The sequence below is a fragment of the Acinetobacter rudis genome (genome assembly GCF_031157835.1).
Classification (GTDB): domain Bacteria; phylum Pseudomonadota; class Gammaproteobacteria; order Pseudomonadales; family Moraxellaceae; genus Acinetobacter; species Acinetobacter rudis_A.
On record NZ_JAVIDR010000007.1, the window covers coordinates 67,282 to 86,277 of the forward strand.

General features: G+C 38.3%; 18 protein-coding genes. 11 read left to right on the forward strand and 7 right to left on the reverse strand.

The window, feature by feature from the left end; translation table 11 throughout:
- Window positions 1–18 precede the first annotated feature (18 nt).
- The 3 genes from RFH42_RS08620 to RFH42_RS08630 are packed head-to-tail and all read left to right on the forward strand — an operon-like array spanning window position 19 to window position 2,494.
- Window positions 19–438, forward strand: a complete 420-nt coding sequence (locus RFH42_RS08620) for a GtrA family protein (protein WP_308975182.1) — start codon at window positions 19–21, stop codon at window positions 436–438.
- A complete protein-coding gene (locus tag RFH42_RS08625; protein ID WP_308975183.1) occupies window positions 431–1,738 on the forward strand; it encodes an FAD-binding oxidoreductase in 1,308 nt (435 codons plus the stop codon). The genes RFH42_RS08620 and RFH42_RS08625 overlap by 8 nt, the downstream gene beginning before the upstream one ends.
- Window positions 1,739–2,494: an SDR family NAD(P)-dependent oxidoreductase gene (locus RFH42_RS08630; RefSeq protein ID WP_308975184.1), complete on the forward strand. Its 756-nt coding sequence runs from the start codon at window positions 1,739–1,741 to the stop codon at window positions 2,492–2,494.
- 109 nt (window positions 2,495–2,603) lie between these two features.
- On the opposite strand, the gene RFH42_RS08635 is transcribed toward RFH42_RS08630, so the two are convergent.
- Entirely contained in the window at window positions 2,604–3,413 is an 810-nt protein-coding gene (locus tag RFH42_RS08635) for an NAD-dependent epimerase/dehydratase family protein (protein WP_308975185.1), read from the reverse strand.
- A gap of 35 nt (window positions 3,414–3,448) precedes the next feature.
- Here RFH42_RS08635 and recG point away from each other — a divergent pair, with 35 nt between their 5' ends.
- Window positions 3,449–5,494, forward strand: coding sequence for an ATP-dependent DNA helicase RecG (recG, locus tag RFH42_RS08640; protein WP_308975186.1), 2,046 nt, complete (start codon window positions 3,449–3,451; stop codon window positions 5,492–5,494).
- Between the two features lie 19 nt (window positions 5,495–5,513).
- On the opposite strand, the gene RFH42_RS08645 is transcribed toward recG, so the two are convergent.
- Genes RFH42_RS08645 through RFH42_RS08655 form a run of 3 tightly spaced genes read right to left on the reverse strand, consistent with a single transcriptional unit; the run spans window position 5,514 to window position 7,280 of the window.
- Window positions 5,514–5,936: a bleomycin resistance protein gene (locus RFH42_RS08645; protein WP_308975187.1), complete on the reverse strand. Its 423-nt coding sequence runs from the start codon at window positions 5,934–5,936 to the stop codon at window positions 5,514–5,516.
- 22 nt (window positions 5,937–5,958) lie between these two features.
- Window positions 5,959–6,798: a tetratricopeptide repeat protein gene (locus RFH42_RS08650; RefSeq protein ID WP_308975188.1), complete on the reverse strand. Its 840-nt coding sequence runs from the start codon at window positions 6,796–6,798 to the stop codon at window positions 5,959–5,961.
- Window positions 6,799–6,815: 17 nt separating this feature from the next.
- Window positions 6,816–7,280, reverse strand: coding sequence for a hypothetical protein (locus RFH42_RS08655; protein WP_308975189.1), 465 nt, complete (start codon window positions 7,278–7,280; stop codon window positions 6,816–6,818).
- Window positions 7,281–7,532: 252 nt separating this feature from the next.
- Here RFH42_RS08655 and RFH42_RS08660 point away from each other — a divergent pair, with 252 nt between their 5' ends.
- On the forward strand, window positions 7,533–8,132 hold the full coding sequence (locus RFH42_RS08660) for a ComF family protein (protein ID WP_308975190.1): 600 nt from the start codon (window positions 7,533–7,535) through the stop codon (window positions 8,130–8,132).
- Between the two features lie 17 nt (window positions 8,133–8,149).
- On the opposite strand, the gene RFH42_RS08665 is transcribed toward RFH42_RS08660, so the two are convergent.
- Together RFH42_RS08665 and RFH42_RS08670 are read right to left on the reverse strand one after the other, a co-directional pair.
- Window positions 8,150–8,542 carry an NUDIX hydrolase gene (locus RFH42_RS08665; RefSeq protein ID WP_308975191.1) on the reverse strand — a complete coding sequence of 131 codons (393 nt, stop codon included), beginning with the start codon at window positions 8,540–8,542 and terminating at the stop codon, window positions 8,150–8,152.
- Complete coding sequence (locus RFH42_RS08670; protein ID WP_308975192.1) at window positions 8,539–9,138, reverse strand: LOG family protein; 600 nt, start codon at window positions 9,136–9,138, stop codon at window positions 8,539–8,541. Before RFH42_RS08670 ends, RFH42_RS08665 begins: the two co-directional genes overlap by 4 nt.
- A 155-nt stretch (window positions 9,139–9,293) precedes the next feature.
- On the opposite strand from RFH42_RS08670, the gene RFH42_RS08675 reads away from it, so the two are divergent.
- The 4 genes from RFH42_RS08675 to RFH42_RS08690 all read left to right on the forward strand — a co-directional run bounded on the left by RFH42_RS08675 (window position 9,294) and on the right by RFH42_RS08690 (window position 13,641).
- On the forward strand, window positions 9,294–10,307 hold the full coding sequence (locus RFH42_RS08675; RefSeq protein ID WP_308975193.1) for a CorA family divalent cation transporter: 1,014 nt from the start codon (window positions 9,294–9,296) through the stop codon (window positions 10,305–10,307).
- Window positions 10,308–10,418: 111 nt separating this feature from the next.
- Entirely contained in the window at window positions 10,419–11,501 is a 1,083-nt protein-coding gene (locus RFH42_RS08680) for a patatin-like phospholipase family protein (RefSeq protein WP_308975194.1), read from the forward strand.
- A 101-nt stretch (window positions 11,502–11,602) separates the two neighbouring features.
- Window positions 11,603–12,385 carry a bifunctional phosphoribosyl-AMP cyclohydrolase/phosphoribosyl-ATP diphosphatase HisIE gene (gene hisIE / locus RFH42_RS08685; RefSeq protein WP_308975195.1) on the forward strand — a complete coding sequence of 261 codons (783 nt, stop codon included), beginning with the start codon at window positions 11,603–11,605 and terminating at the stop codon, window positions 12,383–12,385.
- A gap of 398 nt (window positions 12,386–12,783) precedes the next feature.
- Window positions 12,784–13,641 carry a LysR family transcriptional regulator gene (locus RFH42_RS08690; protein ID WP_308975196.1) on the forward strand — a complete coding sequence of 286 codons (858 nt, stop codon included), beginning with the start codon at window positions 12,784–12,786 and terminating at the stop codon, window positions 13,639–13,641.
- A 41-nt stretch (window positions 13,642–13,682) separates the two neighbouring features.
- Here RFH42_RS08690 and RFH42_RS08695 read toward each other — a convergent pair whose 3' ends face one another.
- Window positions 13,683–15,674: a PhoX family protein gene (locus RFH42_RS08695; RefSeq protein WP_308975197.1), complete on the reverse strand. Its 1,992-nt coding sequence runs from the start codon at window positions 15,672–15,674 to the stop codon at window positions 13,683–13,685.
- 257 nt (window positions 15,675–15,931) lie between these two features.
- On the opposite strand from RFH42_RS08695, the gene RFH42_RS08700 reads away from it, so the two are divergent.
- Both RFH42_RS08700 and RFH42_RS08705 read left to right on the forward strand, forming a co-directional pair.
- Complete coding sequence (locus RFH42_RS08700) at window positions 15,932–17,440, forward strand: UvrD-helicase domain-containing protein (protein WP_308975198.1); 1,509 nt, start codon at window positions 15,932–15,934, stop codon at window positions 17,438–17,440.
- Window positions 17,441–17,478: 38 nt separating this feature from the next.
- Window positions 17,479–18,849, forward strand: a complete 1,371-nt coding sequence (locus tag RFH42_RS08705) for an AAA family ATPase (protein WP_308975199.1) — start codon at window positions 17,479–17,481, stop codon at window positions 18,847–18,849.
- The last annotated feature ends 147 nt before the right edge of the window (window positions 18,850–18,996 follow it).

An 18,996-nucleotide genomic window follows, 5' to 3' on the forward strand; every position in this document is an offset into this window, starting at 1 on the left:
AAAAATCTAAACTACAAAATGATTAATTCAATTAAAATTGCAACGTTCTATGGTTTATTTGCCATAGTTGCCACACTCACAAACATATCCACACAGATTATTTCCATGCATTTTTATACAGGATTATTCCACATCCAAACCTCAATTATTATGGGAACCGCTACAGGACTTATAATTAAGTACCTATTAGATAAAAAATTTATTTTTAAATACCAAACTAAAAACCTAAAACATGAATCAAAAGTATTTATTCTCTATCTAATAATGGGAATATTTACTACTTTTATATTTTGGGCTTTCGAATTTGGTTTTCAAATTATATATGAAAGTGATGCCATGCGATATTTAGGTGGAGCAATTGGTTTAATTATTGGTTATATATTAAAGTACTTTCTTGATAAATTTTTTGTTTTTCAAACGGTTTATTTTTATGAATAAAATTCAATCATGGGGTAGATTAACAAATAATAAACACAGAGTAATTTCACTCATTAATTCAAATAGTGTTATTAATCAAATTAATTTAACTTCAAATAAGGGTATTTCACATGGCATGGGTAGAAGTTATGGAGATGTCGCATTAAATCGGAATAATACAATATGGTTAACAACCCAACTGAATCATTTTATTTCTTTTAATCTCAAAACAGGCATTTTACAGTGTGAAGCAGGAGTGATATTACAAGATATTCAACGTAGTTTACTGCCTCAAGGTTGGCTGCTTCCCGTAACACCTGGCACGCAAATGATTACTGTGGGTGGTGCGATTGCCAATGATATTCATGGTAAAAACCATCATCATTTTGGTTCTTTTGGTGATCATTTAATTTCAATAAAGCTGGTTCGAACCAATGGTGAGGTTATCAATTGTTCGCGCTTAGAAAATCCAGAATGGTTTTTTGCAACATTGGGTGGTATCGGATTAACTGGTGTCATCGTTGAAGCGACTCTTCAACTACGTGCAATTGAGGGGGGGTGGATTGAAGCAGAGACTGTTCCCTACTATAGCTTAAATGACTTTTTCACTTTATCTGATCAGTCTATAGCAGACTGGGAGCATAGTGTTTCTTGGATTGACTGTGTGCAAGGAAAAGAAGCAAACGGCTTATTTATACGTGGTAATTTTGCTAATCAGCAACATCAATACCCACATCTCCCCACTATTCAAGATAAAACCTTTCCTATTTCTCCTCCTTTTTCTTTAGTTAATCGTTTGAGTTTACCTCTATTTAATTTTGCCTATTTTCATAACAATAAACGTAAAACAAAAACGCAACGACTTCATTATGAAAAGTTTTTCTATCCATTAGATGCACTTCAGCAGTGGAATAAAATGTATGGAAAAAAAGGCTTTTATCAATATCAATGTGTAGTACCTCGTCATATCGGCCAAGAGGCAATACATGAAATGCTGAAAATCATTAAAAAATCAGGTGAGGGTTCTTTTTTAGCTGTTTTAAAGACTTTTGGAGATCGGGAGTCTGGTGGTCTACTCAGTTTTCCTCGCTCTGGTGTAACCCTTGCACTTGATTTCCCTAACCGAGGTGACAAAACATTAAAGTTGTTTAATGAATTAGACCGTATCACTGCAGAAGCAGAAGGACGGCTCTATTTAGCTAAAGATACACGAATGTCTCGTGATTTATTTGAGATGGGTTATCCACGTTTTAACGAATTTTTTAAATATATTGATCCAGGCATAAGTTCAGAAATGTCTCGTCGTCTATTAGGTGTATAAATGTCAAAAAAAATAAAGATTTTAATTATTGGTGCTACATCAACCATTGCTGAACATTGTGCTAGACAATGGCTAAAACAACAGCCTTGCGAAATCATTTTATGTAGTCGTAATTTAGAAAAATTGCAACGTGTTAGTCAGGACTTAAAAGTGAGATATCCTGAGGCAGAGTTACATCTAAAAACACTTAATTTTCTCGATGCTGTAGAAATAGAACAATATATTAATACGCTCTACCAACATCACACCATTGATATTGCGCTTATCGCTCATGGCGTATTACCAGACCAAGAAAAGTGTCAAACGAATCTTGAATCATGCCAATATACTATGCAGGTGAATGCGATTTCCCCCCTATTATTTACAGAAACAATCATCAAACACATGATAGAAAAAGACCATGGAAAATTGGCTATTATCAGTTCAGTCGCAGCAGATCGTGCTAGAAAATCTAACTATATCTATGGCTCTGCCAAAGCGATGATTGATAAATACATACAAGGTCTACAACATCGTTTGGCCCTACTTCACTCATCAGTAGATGTTACTTTAGTTAAGCCTGGCCCAACTGCAACAACCATGACACTTGGTATGACTAGCAAAGGAAAACTCGCTTCTGCTGAAGATGTTGCTCAAGATATTGTACAGGCGATTCAAATCAGTAAACCAACACTTTACACCCCAAGCAAATGGCGTTTACTAATGTTTATTATTCGCCACATTCCTTTCTTTTTATTTAAAAAAATTGATATTTAACAGCTTAATGTACTTCGTATCATTTATATCTATAAAGAGACAGTTCATCTATTTATGAAGTAAATGAGCACTTTGAGAGGGTGCTCATTTAGATTTTAAACACCTTCAATTAACTTAATTCATCTAAAGCCACTTTATAGTCCGCAAAACAATCAATATGTTTAAGCTGAAAACCAGACTGCTGAAGCCGGGTAGCATAAATCCTCTTTCCTGTGCACACTTCGCTTTCTAAATTTAACTGTGGCAAAGATAATTGTTGTTGAAACCATTGCAGAGTTAAATGTAGAGGCATGGGCTGTTGGTTGCTTACAATATAACTGGCAGCATGAGGTTCCACGTGAAGTAAATATGCAAGAAAAGCTGCTAAATCATTTATATGAATCCGATTCGTCCAATGAATATTGGGATAACTATGGGTCCTTTCAGCTAACTTACACATTCGTTGAATCGAACGACCATAAATGCCACTTGGACGCACAATAATACTTTGCATTGGATAAGCCATTTGCCAAGCTTGCTCCATCTTCAACAAAATCTGTCCTTGTGCATCGTTTGGAATAATCACAGTTTCATCATTAATAATTTCACCCTGATGTTCACCATACACACGTGTAGAAGATACAATAATGATCCGCTGTATTGGATGCAAAGCAAGTGCTTTGCGCATTGCCGGTATACTGTCAAGAAAACAATCTTGATAGGCTTCTACACTTGAGTTTTCAGGACTAAGTAATATATAAACAACATCTATAGGAGAAAGTTCACTTAAATCAAGGGAATGAATATCCTGAATCAGATGATTTGCACCATCAGCAACTTTCGGGCTACGGCTGATTGTGCTAATTTGGTGACCGTGACCAATTAAATGTTTGGCAACACGTTGTGATGTTTTACCATAACCAATGAATAATATATGCATTGCATTCCCTAGATGACATACGAAGATGAGAGGACATGGCAGCAGTCCATCAATTAAAAGGGGTTGGTTCAGCCTCTACAGCTTTACTTGAAAAGCTACATATATTTAACACAGATGATCTACTGTTTCATCTTCCTCGTGACTATGAGGATCGTAGCACGATTATTGCGATGAACCAGTTACAAGTTGGTCGTAGTTATCTACTAGAAGGAATTGTTAAATCTACTGATTTTCCACCTGGAAAACGCAAATCTATGGCTGTTGCATTACAAGATGAATTCGGCAGCATTACTTTACGTTTTTATCATGTTTATCAAGCACTCACTGAACGTGCTAAAGTGGGTAATCGTCTTCGTGTATTTGGTGAAGTCCGAGTTGGTGCTCGTGGCTTAGAAATGTATCATCCAGAAATGCAAGTTATTACAGCATATACACCACTACCAGATACTCAGCTCACAGCAATTTACCCAAGTACAGAAGGCTTAACTCAACCCAAATTACGTCATTATATTCATCAAGCACTTGAGCAATATAGTCATGAGCTAGAAGAGCTACTGCCAAAGCGTTATTGTAATGGTTACGAACTTAAACAAGCCTTACATTATATTCACCACCCTCCTGTCGATGCCAATATGCTACAGCTGACACAGGCTGTGCATCCTGCACAACAGCGCCTAATTTTTGAGGAGCTCGTTGCACATCAACTGAGCTTACTCACTCGCCGAGCTTATATTCAGCATATTCAAGCACCTGCTTTTGCATCAAGTCAAAAATTTGCAGCACAGTTATTACAAAGTCTACCTTTTGAAATGACTCAAGCTCAAAAGCGTGTGAGTCAGGAAATTGCCAACGATCTTGCACAAAATAAACCGATGCTTCGCTTAGTTCAGGGAGATGTTGGTGCAGGTAAAACCTTAGTTGCTGGCATTGCTGCCTGTCATGCCCTGGAGGAACACTGGCAAGTGGCGCTGATGGCCCCTACTGAGATTTTAGCGGAACAGCATTATTTAAATTTTAAAAAATGGTTTGAGCCTTTAGGAATCAAGGTGGTGTGGTTAGCAGGTAAGCAAAAAGCCAAACAACGTGCAGAAGCAGAAACACAAATCAAAACTGGTGATGCTCAACTTATTGTAGGTACTCATGCCCTATTTCAAGAACATGTGGAATTTCATAAATTAGGCTTAGTCATTATTGATGAGCAACATCGTTTTGGTGTTGATCAACGTTTAGCATTACGTAATAAAGGACAAAACAATACAACACCTCATCAACTTGTCATGACAGCAACCCCAATACCACGAACACTTGCAATGTCTGCCTATGGCGATTTAGACACGTCGGTAATTGATGAGTTACCTCCCGGACGAACACCCATTCAAACGGTCACTATTCCTTTAGATCGTCGTGAACAAGTATTAGCACGTATTGCAACAAACTGTGGTGAAGGGAAACAAGCCTACTGGGTGTGTACTCTCGTGGAACAGTCTGAAACTTTAGATGCACAAGCAGCAGAAGCAACATTTACAGATATTCAAACTCGTTATCCTGATCTAAAGATTGGTTTAGTCCATGGCAAAATGAAAGCGGATGATAAGCAAAGTGTCATGCAGCAGTTTAAGAATAATGAACTACAATTATTAATTGCAACCACTGTAATTGAAGTTGGGGTTGATGTACCCAATGCTTCAATTATGGTGATTGAAAATGCTGAACGTTTAGGACTCTCTCAATTACATCAATTACGTGGTCGTGTTGGACGAGGCGCTCAAGCCAGCTTCTGTGCTCTGCTTTATAAGTATCCACTATCGCAAAATGGTCAGGAACGTCTCAGAATTTTACGTGAAAGTAATGATGGTTTTGTTATTGCAGAAAAAGATCTTGAGATTCGAGGTCCAGGCGAGCTTCTAGGTACGAAACAAACAGGTGATTTAGGTTTTAGAGTTGCTAAACTTGAACGTGACCAACACTTGCTTGATCAGGCGCATCAGGTCGCAGGAAAAATTTTGGCTGAACATCCAAATCAAGTCGAAGCACTGCTTAAACGCTGGTTGCCACAAGCACCTCGCTATGCCTATGTTTAACTCATAAAAGCTGACCTGTTTAAGCCTCTACAACAGGTCTTTCACCTAATACTTCAACTAAACGTAGTAAATAACCATCAGGATCTTGCACAAGAAACTGCCGTTGACCATGCTCTATTTGATCTGCACGATACCAACGTTCTTCTGGCTCAGCAAAAAGTGGCCAATGAGCAGCAGATAATCGATTCAAAATAGGTGCTAAGGCCAATACTTCAATTTGAAAGTTAATACCACGTCCTAAAGGTGCTTCTAATGCTGCTGTAATCCATTGACCTTCCTGAACTTGTTCAAGCATAAATTGCACACCATGAAGATCGAGATAGATGAAATCTTCTTCAACGCGTTCATAGCTCAGCTCAAAACCAAGGTAATCTATCCAAAAGACTTTACTGGCAGCAAGATTACTCACGATGAGTTCTGGAACCAATTTATTATATTGCATGGTGCTCTGTTATCCTGATCAACTAAGATAATGTAGTACACATTTTCACATTATTTTGTAAAATTCTTAATAACTTTTCAGCATTGGCATCGCCTTGCTGAGCTGCCTTTTGGAACCACTGTTCTGCTTGAGCACGATTGGTACTTAATCCATTTTTGCCATAACAGTTGTTTAATCCCAAATTAAGTTGTGCGTCTTTATTTCCCTGTTGAGCTGCTGCCAAATACCATTGATTCGACAATTTAGGATTTTTATCCAACCCCATTCCCTCTTGGTACATTACAGCAAGGTTAAACTGAGCAACAGCAAACCCATCTTCAGCAGCTTGGCTATACCAATAAAATGCCTTTTGATAATCTTGTTTGACAAGCTGCCCCTGATCATACAAAAAACCGAGTTTCAAACGCGATTCATTAGAGCCTAATGCCGCAGCCTGTTCCAACAAAGAAATTGCTTTAGCCATATCTTGTTCACCACCCATCCCTTGTTCATACAAATAGGCCAAGCCTCGTATTGCTTCACGATCCCCTTGATCCGCTGCCTTTTGAATATATTGACGGGCTTTTAATGCATTAATACTTGTCCCTTGCCCTTGCTGATACATAAGGCCTACATTCAGTAAAGCTGTTGCATTACCCTTTGCCGCAGCTTTTTCAAACCACTTTAAAGCCTGAGCATAGTTTTGCTGTACACCATCACCAGTATAATAACGTCCTGCTAAATTGAACTGTGCCTGCTGATCGCCTTTACGTGCCTTGTGTTGTAATTCAACAAAGTCCCATTGCGGCGTCACAGCCCAAGCAAACTGCATCCATATAGATAATCCAAAAATAATGAGCAGTTGTTTTCGCATTTTTTTCATATCTAAACTGACCAATTTTAACATGCACCTTGTTTTGCTATATGCTTCAATTTCTGTTTGTAGCTTTGGGGATCATAAAGATCATTAATTTTACAGCGTTGGTGATCACACTTTAATTCATAATCAATTTGAAACTTTTCACCAAAGTTTGTTCCTTGTACACGAACACGACCATTATGCAAAATAGTATATTTTAATTGATTTAAACGAATGTCATGGTCTTGTCCTGGCAGCATCGGATCATAGACCCAATCACACATCTCACCCAAATGAGCATCTGCAATTGCATCAGTTTTCTTAATCCACTGATTGAGATCAGTAGTACTAAACTTTTTGAGCACATCTATACCCGACAATTGATTATTCAATAAGTGGGTATATGTTGTTTTCATAAAATTTATTTGTATTGAACTTTGATCATCTGCATGGGTAAGTGTTGAGGTTAATGCTGTGAGTAGGCTCAGTAATAAAAAACGCTGCATTGTAGTTTCTCTAAATGGAAATATTACATAGGCTTAAGTGAATGATGTAAAGTAATAAATAGATAATTCTATATTTTCCTCAATGATTACCCCCCCGATATTACTTTTGTCGATTAACACACAATTGGGCTAGTTTTAAGCATAAAACAAAGGATATAAAGTCAACAGCTGGTCTTAAACCTAAAATGAACTGAATACAACAAAATGAGTCTATGGCAACCATTACATCAACTCTGTAAGCTGAAATACTTCATGCCCTGTCAATTATGTGGTTTGGATCATCAACAAGCACATACACTCTGTCATGATTGTTGGAATGATTTACCTTGGTTGAAACAACATGTTCAGCGTCAACATTGTCAAATTTTAGCGGCCTGTCATTATCAATTTCCAATCGACCGTCTAATTCATCATTATAAATATCAACAACAGTTACATTACCAGACTGTGTTAAGCCACTGTTTACTTCAACTTAGCTTACCCAAAGTAGATGCGATTGTAGCCATGCCGATTTCCAAGCAACGCTTGATACAACGCGGCTACAACCAAATGCAAATTATTGCCAAAAATATTGCCACACAACAAAAAATCGCCCTATGGCAACCAATCATTCGCACTGCTCAGCATTCACAAAAAGGACTGTCTCGATTAGAACGTCTACAAGCAATTCATCAACAATTTAAAATTAAGGCCGAAGAATACAAACGCTATCAACGGGTATTGGTTATAGATGATGTCGTGACAACAGGCAGCTCATTTGTTGCTATGCGTGATGCACTACAACAATTAGGCTGCACACAAGTTGAATTTGCCTGCATTGCGGTAGCAAACTCTAAAATACGTCCTACATAAAACCACATGCTCAGTGTTCACTTTACATGTTCTTGATACCACGGAATAACAATCTCTTTCGTTAAAGGTGCCAAGGGAAGTGTACTGTTATCAGGATCAATCCACTGCATTTCTGCAATTTCAGCTGCAATTTTAGGCTCTCCCTTTAAATGCACCTGATAAAGATAACTCACCAAAAGATGGTTGGCTTCATTCGCTGCCGCGGTTTCAAAACGACCTACAAATTGTACGATCTCAGCTTCCACCCCAACTTCTTCAGCAATTTCACGCAACATGCTCTGCTCTGCAGTTTCATTAATTTCTAATTTACCACCGACTTGCATGAAGTATTGCGTTTTATGCTTGCGTACCAAGAGTAATTGTCCTTCCGCATTACTAATAATGGCAGCTGCAACAGTAATCGTATTCATTCATTGCTCGATGTATATTGAGGACGCTCTTGCTGCCCCCATTTAGGTTCTGGTGCAACATAATCTTCAAAAGCAGATAAAATATCTTCAACACGATCTGAATAAATTAAGCCATCAACAAAACGTTGTTTAGTAAATTCTTTTTCAGCAGTTAACTGAATAAAACGGATTAAATCATCGTAGAAGCCATCAACATTTAAAAATGCACATGGTTTTAAATGTATTCCCAATTGACCCCAAGTCCATTGCTCAAAAATTTCTTCTAAAGTTCCAGAACCACCAGGCATCGCAATAAAGCCATCTGCAAGCTCTGACATCTTTGTTTTACGCTGATGCATATCATCCACAACATAAAGTTCTGCCAAACTAGGATGAGCCAGTTCTGCATCTACCAAATGCTTGGGAATAACCCCAATCACTTTACCACCAGCAGCAATTGCACTATCGGCAACAACACCCATTAAACCAGAACGACCACCACCATAGACCAAGGTTTTACCTTGCTTTGCGATCATTTCACCAGTTTGTCTTGCTTGTACTGTAAACTCTGAAACTGAACCAAAAGAAGAGCCGCAGTAAACTGCAATAGACTTCATAAATCATCACCTTTTCGAGATGTTAAATTGAAAAATTATCGAGCATGCAAGTTTTTTAATCATTTAACGATACAAATTGTGCTTTTAGGCAATTCCTTGTCTAAAATACACTCGTCCCATTAAGAATCAATACTGCACTGGGGAGAGAAGTCAATATGCTCGAAGCCTTTTATGCCACTGAACGCGGTAGCTTGGTAGATGCCACCATTAATGGCGGCTTTGACTTACACCCAGAATTGGTGTGGGTAGACCTAATCGCGCCTACACAAGAAGAACAACAATGGGTATTAGATGCATACCAACAAAATTTACCTACGCTTAAATCTCTTGAAGACATCTCATCATCTGCGCGTTTTTATCGCGATGATGATGGCATCTTACATATCAGCACGTATTTTCTAACGAAGAATAAAAACTATCAAGTTGATACTGACAGTGAAGACCATAACAATATGTTAGCTACAGTGCAAACTGTTGCATTCATTTTGCATAAGGATCGTTTATTTACGCTTCGTGGTGAAAAACTCGTTGCGTTTCGTGCCTTTCGCGCACGTACTCGACGTAATGACTATGACATGGACTATAAAGATCCTGTTTGGTTACTATTAGGTTTATTAGAAGCAAAATTGGATGAATTGTCAGATATTCTTGAAGACATTCATAAAGACTTAGAAATTTACTCCACGGAAGTACTTAATAACCGTCATCGTGAACAAATTTTAGATTTGGACGATATGATTACTCGACTCGCTCAGAAAGAAGACATACTTGGTAAAGCTCAACTCTGTTTGATTGATTTACGCCGAGTACTCACCTTTTTATCTCGACCACGTGCGCTTGGTAGTCATATTTATGACGCAGATATTCGAGAGCTCAGTGAAGATGTCCGCTCACTGGTTGAACACGATGCATTCTTATTCCAAAAAGTACGTTTTTTACTTGATACAACCTCTGGATTCATTAATACAGAGCAAAATGACACGATTCGTCGCTTCTCCATTTTACCAAGCATGTTAGCCCCTCCAATGCTGGTTGCTAGTATTTATGGTATGAATACAGAGATCTTGCCTTTTGCTCACGGCGCAACAAGTTTTATGGTAGTCATCACGATCTTAATTATGTTCTTTGTTGGCCCTATTATTTATTTCAGATGGAAAAAATGGATTTAAGCTATTCATTTATATAGATTTGACTGCATAGTCACCATGCGTTATTTTTCGCCATTGTGACTATAAATGGCTTTGTTAATATGCCATTGGTTTCTTTTTAAGTGATGTATTATGTTCCAAATTTTGCAAAAACAACCCGCTGCTTTGGATATTCGTGCAGGCTCTACCGCAACACGTCTCATTCAGCAAAATGGATTATATGCAGAACAGATTGATGTTATTCCTGGCGCTGCAGGTGGTCCTAAAGGTTTAGGTTTACAAGGTTTGGACCGAGCAATTTTTGCAAATTTTTTACCACAGAGTCCTAAACGCCGAACTTTAATTGGTTCTTCCATTGGTAGTTGGCGTTTTGCAAGCATTCTCGCTTGGGGTGCAGAAAAAGGGACTGAACGTCTAGCAGAACTTTATACTCACCTAGACTTTCCCCAAAAAGCCAAACGCAATGAAATTAGTCAAATTTGCGCAGAAATGCTGCAAAATCTCCTTGCTGATCGTGCAGACAAACTTTTAACCAACCCTGATTATCATCTAACGATCATTTCGGCAAAAGCACGGCATTTGTTTCAAAGTGATCATAATCTAGCTCTACTTACCTCAATTGCAGGAATCGTAGGCAGTAATGCTATAGCACGTAAACACTGCCAATATTTTATGCAACGTGTTATTAGTCAACCGCTCCATGAACAGCAGTTTAGGGTCACACCTGATGATTTTGAAACCCACTATCAAACGCTCAATCATGAGAACTTACAAGCATGGTTAATGGCTTCTGCATCTATTCCAGGTGTAATGAATGCTGTACGCCATATTCCCCACGCACCAACTGGAAGTTACCGTGATGGTGGTTTAATTGACTATCATTTAGATCTTGACTTTCACAGTAAAGGGATTGTGCTCTATCCACATTTTGTGAACCAAATTGTGCCAGGGTGGTTCGACAAAATGTGGAAATCAAGACAATCCAACCCGAACAATCAAGCACGCACACTCTTAATTTCACCCTCTGCAGAATACCTCAAACGCTTACCTTTAGGACGTCTACCCGATCGTAAAGACTTCACTTTAAAAGGAATGACACGTCAGAAACGCATTCAACTTTGGCAACAATGTATTGCTGAAAGTCAGCGTATGGGCGATGAGTTTTTAGAGTTACAACAGCAACAAAAATTTGCTGAACGCTTGCAAGTCCTTTAACTTGTACGCAAAATTGATTGGGTAAACACTTTCTTTACCTTACACTAGTACACTGGTGCAATCAGATACCGCTTTTGATCAATTATTTTGGTGATATTTCTATGAACAATCTGCAATGGCTTGATGAAGTAAAATTTAACTCACAAGGTTTAATTCCTGCAATTGCTCAAGAGCATCACACTGGGCGAGTTTTGATGGTTGCATGGATGAACCGTGAAGCGTTACAACTGACAGCTGAAAAAAATCAAGCCGTTTATTTTTCACGCTCCCGTTCTAAGTTATGGCATAAAGGTGAGGAATCTGGCCACTTTCAAACCGTACATGAAATCCGTTTAGACTGTGATGCAGATGTGATTATCCTTCAAGTGGAACAGCATGGTGGTATTGCATGTCATACAGGTCGTCATTCTTGTTTCTATCGCAAGCTTACCCCTCAAGGCTGGGAAATTGTAGATGCTCAAATCAAGGACCCAGAGCAAATCTATGCTGAGAAATCGACTAATCCTCATACTCTCGCAATGCAAAATTCAACAGCAAAAGCTGAGGCTGTAGAGGTACTCGACTACCTAGGCAAGATGATGGCTGAGCGTAAACAAGCGAATCCAGATTCATCATATATAGCAAAGCTCTATCATAAGGGTTTAAACAAAATTTTAGAAAAAGTGGGTGAAGAAAGTGTAGAGCTCATTTTGGCAGCAAAAGAATATCAACAAGAGAAAAGTGCTGACAACAAAAATGACCTCATCTATGAAATCGCTGACCTTTGGTTCCACTGTATTGTAATGATGGGTTATTTTGATCTAGAACCTCATACAATATTAGATGAGCTTGCACGTCGCCAAGGATTATCTGGTCTCACTGAAAAAGCCAACCGTACACACTAACCATAATTCTCCCCACAGACATGATTCTTCTGTATGTGGGGGGAAAAGTCATAATACTTTGTTTGTTTTATTTCAAATGATCTTATACACACATTTAGTTTAACGACTGTAATATAAGTTCAATCATTTATATCAATTCGATTCAACATCATCTTGAATAAATCTGCCCCCTATCACAAGTTACACACTCATTAAGCCAGTCAAAATCTCACTTCTCAAATATTGGTATAACCTGCTTACTTAAATTATTTTTCTTGCTGTCAGATCAAATCTAAAATTTATCAACATGATGCTACAAGTATTGCAGAACTCATGCTGAGCTACCTAAAAAACAAACAGTTTCCCCCTAGCACAACCATTAGATTGAAAACTTGTTTTTGAGTATTGATCACAAGATTATGGCTTTAAAGTTATCTCAACTTGCAATATTTTGTGCCCTTGTTGAAGAAGGAAGTATCTACGCTGCTGCAGAAAAAGTATATTGTGTCCCTTCCAATATTACCTCACGCATTAAAGACTTAGAACAAAGTCTAAATGTTGCTTTATTTTATCGTGAACATCGAAAATTAAATATTACGCCAGAAGGGCGAATCTTTTATTTCAAAGCCAAAGCAATTTTAGAACAAACACAACAGTGTCAAAATTTATTTCGCTCACCACATGCAATTGGCACCCTTCACATTGGTGGATTAAATTCCTTATTCCATTGCTATATTCAGCCACAAAGCATGATATTTTTACAACAGCAACATCAGGTTCAACTCAACCTACATACTGGCACAAGCAAGGACTTGATAGATAAACTCATTCAAGCTGAACTGGATATCATTTTTATCGACCATCCAATCTATCGAGATCATATTCAATCGCTATGTATTGCCACTGAACCTTATTACTTACTCAGTCAAGCAGCCAGTTTAGTTGAACTACAGCATCACTCAACTGCATATACCTTATTCACAAGTCAATCGACCAACCAACACCCCACTCATCTACATGCTTGGTTAGAACAGCAACTACAGTACCAACGCCATTGTCAACTCGACAGTGACAGCCATGTTATAGATGCAGTACAACAAGGCTTAGGGTTTGGCATCATTCCATCTACTATGATCACAGAAGCAACAAAGCATCAACTATATTGCTTTGCTATTCCCGACCTAAGTCAAAACATTTATATGTTATGGCATAACGCTCACCCATCTAAGCTGCTGCAAGCATTTGTGCACCTTTACGACATAGAAAAATCCTCCTGACCACTGCGTGATCAGGAGGATCATTGTCATTCAATCAGTTATTATTTGCTGACTTTGTTCTCAAGTGATGGTGCAACTGGGTCTGCGGTCAAATACCCCACTTCAGCTGCAAAACGATCATTAAAGCTTGCACGAATCAATGGATCTAATTGGTCTTTTACTTCATTATGAAGGCTAGTCCAATCCCCTGCATGTTGGAAATTACTCATAATATAAGTCCAACCATTGATTGAATCTACGGCATGTAAACCTGTAGATTCTGCACCAGCAGGACAAGATAACAAACGGTCAAGTTGTCCACTTTCCACGTTATACGCCCATAAATAGTTATTTACGTGGTTACCACTATCTTCACCAATAAATAGGGTGCGTAATGTTTCAGAGAACTTCAAGTTATCTGGACTTGCAATTTTATCAGGATGTGCAGTGTTACCAATTTTTAAAGGATCAGTATTGGCAGCAATATCTTGTCCCATCAACAGCATTTTAGATTGGTAAGGCACCCAGTCGCTTTTCATAGCAGCATTTTTGTCATCAAACATATTACCTTTCATATCATGTGCCAAAACACCACCCGCTTTAAGCGTACTGGCAAACGCCACATTATGCGCTGCAACCCATCCTTTACCGTCTTTAATCATTGAGTCTTGGATATTTGCAAGTGCAGAATAAGCAACTTTATCTTTAATATTAATCGTTGTACCTTCCATCTTAGTGAAGGCCATACTTGCACCTTTAAGTGCCGCATAACGATGTGTTTCTAGGAAAGCAGCTGCTTTTTCCATACCCGGTTTAACTTTAACCCAGAGCTTAACTTTATTTAGAACAATTTCCGTGAAGCTCGCATCATTTGGATTAACTACAACACTTTCCATGATGTCTTCAGGTTTAATGCCTTTTTTAACAAGATCTTCAATTTCTTTACTTGTTGCATGGCCTAAATGAATCCATTTCATTTGTGCAGTTGAAGTTTCTGTAAGCTGTGATGTGTATTTAGCGACATATAAATTACCAGCTGACAAATCTTTTTCTTTATCTGCAATAAATAAGAATAAGCCACCGTTGGTATAGTCATCACCCATCAAAGCCGTACGTTGGTCTGGCATTACATGAATTAATTCATGTGAAATACGGCCCATACAATAGTGTTTTTTAATGCTACCTGTACCATCTTTATTTACGATTACTTCAGGCATATGACCATAGTTATAAGGATTTGCTTTATTCTCATCACCATAGAGGTTTTTACTAAAAGCTTTTAGTACTTTCAGTCCAGTACCAATGTCTTGGTCAAAAGCATCAGGTTCATATTCTTCACTTGATAAATGCGTACCCCATGGCGATAGACTCGCACCACATGTAATCCACAAACCATTTACAGCAGAAGTATTTACATTGTGATATTTCACTAGTTCTAAATGACCCGTTTTAGGATCTTGGTCTAAGCTCAAAATCGCAATAGGTGATGGCAACTTACCATACATATCATTGCCACCTTGGTCACGTGTTGTATATTCAAACTGTACAACAGCAAATACTGGATTACCTTTAACACCAGCAACTTTTGCATCGTTAACAGTCAACATTGAGCTACCATCTGGACAATCTGAGAAGAACTGTCGTGGTGTTCCTGTTTTATCCATAATTGGCTGTTGATTAATATCAACATAACCACCAGCAATCACTTTATTACCAGCATGGTCAACAACCAATTCACCAGTTTTAAAGAAGGTTTTATGTGCCAACTTAAAGTCTGTTTTGCTGTTGTCATCCCAAGTCAATGAAAGTCCTGAAGCAACGGCTGTCATTGCCATTGCTGCCGGATTTTTTAATGACGGCGCATCCATAGGTGTAAATGTTGCTGATTTTAATTTCGCAGGCTTAATCGGGGGTACTACGGTTGCTGTATCTTTGTCATCACCACAACCGGTTAAAGCTGCTGAAGTTGCCATTACCCCAAGTGGTAAGAAAGGAATACTGGCTAACCATTTAATCACTTCACGACGTGTATGTTGGCTGGCTGGTTGAGTCATAATGTGGCCTAATCATAAGAATTTCCTAAAGATACAAAGCAATCTAAGAAATTTAGGTGACATTTCAATTGCAGCAATCCTTCAATTTCAAGACAATTATCATTCGAACAAAAATATCGATATAAAAAAGACGCTTATTTTTATACAACTCACCACTGATAGCCTGAGATACGCATAGCAGATAAACACCTCTTTGTGCTTCTGCTTCTTTAGTTATTCTTTGCTATACTCGGTATGCCCATAACGACCCATAAATCATGACTGCTTCTGAACTGCTTCATCCTACAGCCGAACAAGTACTTGCGATTAATCAAGCACAACAAGGTCAATCCTTCAAAGTGATTGCTTATGCTGGTACAGGTAAAACCACAACCTTACAAATGATCAGTGCTGCTATGCCTCAGCGCCGTGGAATGTATTTGGCTTTTAACAAGGCAATTGCTAGTGAAGCCCAACAAAAGTTTCATCGTAATGTGGACTGTCGTACTTTTCACTCCTTGGCATATCGAAGTGTAGCCCGTGGCATTACCGATAAACTGCGTTTACCTCGTTTAAGCCCAAGTTTTATGGCCAAAGCGTATCGTTTAGAACCAATAACCTTACGTCGGTTAATGGGGGGGCGCTATGAAAAATTTGTTTTGATGCCGAGTCGTTTAGCAAGTCTCGTTGCTAATGCTGTCAGTTATTTTTGTTCAACCAGTTCACAATATCCCGCACCACGACATATTCAGGCTCCATCTTGGTTACATGCCGATGATATTGAAACACTGCAACAGTATCTTTACCCAGCTGTAGAAAGACGCTGGTTAGAATCTACTGACTCACAGCATCAAGCAGGTATTGGGCATGATGTGTACTTAAAACTTTGGGCACTTTCTGACCCTAATATTCCAGCCGATTATGTTTTGTTTGATGAAGCTCAAGATGCAGATCCACTCATGTTAGGTATCTTGTTACGTCAGCGTAATACACAGGTTATCTATGTTGGTGATGCACATCAGCAAATTTATGCATGGAGAGGTGCAGTCAATGCCATGCAACAACTTCCCTTACCTGAGTCTCGTTTAACAACCTCATTTCGTTTTGGTGAAGATATTGCTCATGTTGCCAATGCTCTTTTAGGGGCACTTGATGAGAAAGTTCCTTTGCTGGGAAATCCTGAGCTTAAATCACGTGTTGTCAATAAGCCTCATACGAAAATGCGTGATGCAATTTTATGCCGTACCAATGCCCGTGCAATGGAGCTGTTACTCTCTGGCTTAGTTCAAGGAGATAAAGTCAGTTTGCAAGCCGATCATGTCAAACTCAATCGCTTTGTTGATGCAGCAAGTTTGTTAAAACAGGGCAAAAGGGTCGTTGATGTTCCAGAATTAGCTTGGTTTAACTCATGGCATGATGTTCATGAATATTGCGAAACAAATGATGGTAGTGATATCAAACCTTTGGTAAAGTTAGTTGATGAACATGGTACAGACCCATTGAAAAAGGCACTTGCAAAGATCACACCGATCACAGAAGCAGATTACGTGATTTCAACTGCACATAAAGCCAAAGGCCTAGAATGGAACCGTGTGCATCTAGAAGATGACTATCAATTTAAAATTAATGGCTTAGAACATAAAATTAGTGATGAAGAGCTGAGATTATTATATGTGGCGTGTACTCGAGCTAAAGTTAGCTTAAATATTCACCATATTTATGATTTAGTACAACAACTTAAAATCAAAACGACATCCGATCGTTCCAAGAATAAAGTCACAGTCTAAATATAATAAATTAGCTGTGGCTCTCATAAGGTGAATTTATGAAGCTAAACAGCATACAGTTAAAACAAACTTATTGCTTTCAACATATCAAAATTGATTTCCAACACAATCAGTACCCTATTACCGCATTCATCGGTACACAAGCGAGTGGAAAAACGGCCATTCTTAAAAACATTTATCATGCGCTCAGTTGGTTCCCTGCCCGTTTTAAAGATTTACGCACTTCAGGCATTGTGATGCCAGATCAAGACATTCGACATGATGCTACTTACTCTAAAATTGATATTTGCATAGAAATTCCAAATGAAATTGGTCAACTTCCAGAGTCAAGCAATGCAAAAAGTAATAGCCTTAATCAGTGCCAATGGCAACTTTTTAAAGTCTTACGTCAAGATGGCTTAGGTGTAAGCAAAGTTGAGTGTACCCAACTCGAACAATGTATAACGCTCTATCACCACGCACTTAAACAAGATCCATTACAAGGCATGCCCTTAATTGCTTATTACCCAAGTGCACGTTTTGTTAATGAAATTAGTTTGATGAGTAAGAATACTCCCAATATTTGGCAAACACATTCTGGCTATGAACTCACCGCCCTTACCGTTACCACATTTTCTCGTTTTTTTGAGTGGTTACGTGAAAGCTCCGACATCGAAAATGCCCAAAGCACTTATCTATTACAACAACTACTGAATATACCGCAAATTGAAGGTCAGACAGAAAATCAACTTGAACAAAAAATTATGCAACTTCGATCACAGCAGCATAGTTCAAGTCTCTTTATTTTAAAAAATGCACTCAATCAAATTTTTCCAGAACTGACCGATATTTATCTTGAGTATTATCCTAAACTTCAATTAGTCGTCTGTTATCAACAACAAACGCTGAACTATCTACAGCTTTCTAGCAGTTTAAAAATTTGGATTGCATTAATTGGTGATGTTGTTCGACGTCTTTGTTTACTTAATCCAATGAGCATCACCCCCTGTCAAGAAGGTGAAGGGATTTTGATTATTGATCAAATTGATGCAGAGTTGGACCCTGAGTTTTGCAGTATTATACTTGATCGCTTACATACAACCTTCCCTCAACTGCAAATTATCGTCAGCGCACAACATCAGGCTATACTTGAAAACTCTGCATATTTTCAATACTTTAATCTGAATAAAAATGGAATTAGTGAAATTCCACGCCAGAAAATTTGGCAAGAACATCAACATTATTATGATCAAATCATTCAAGAAGAGCTCTCGTCTGTAGAAGTTGAACAATTAAACAATCAAGATGAATTATCCAAAGCACAAGAAATTTTCGACCAAATTCAAAAACTAAACCATCAACAACAAGCTGAACTACAACGCTTATTACAAGCCGATGATGATTGTTCTACAGAAATAAGCACTTATTAGTTGGTGTTTTGTACAAATCTGCGTTGTTTAGCTAGATGCTCCACATTATCGGCATATAATTTAAAACTGTGCGCAAAAACATTTGATGTTGTTTTTCCCCTGTAATAAGATTTAGTTACTTAGTTCACTCTCAACAGGGTGAATTTG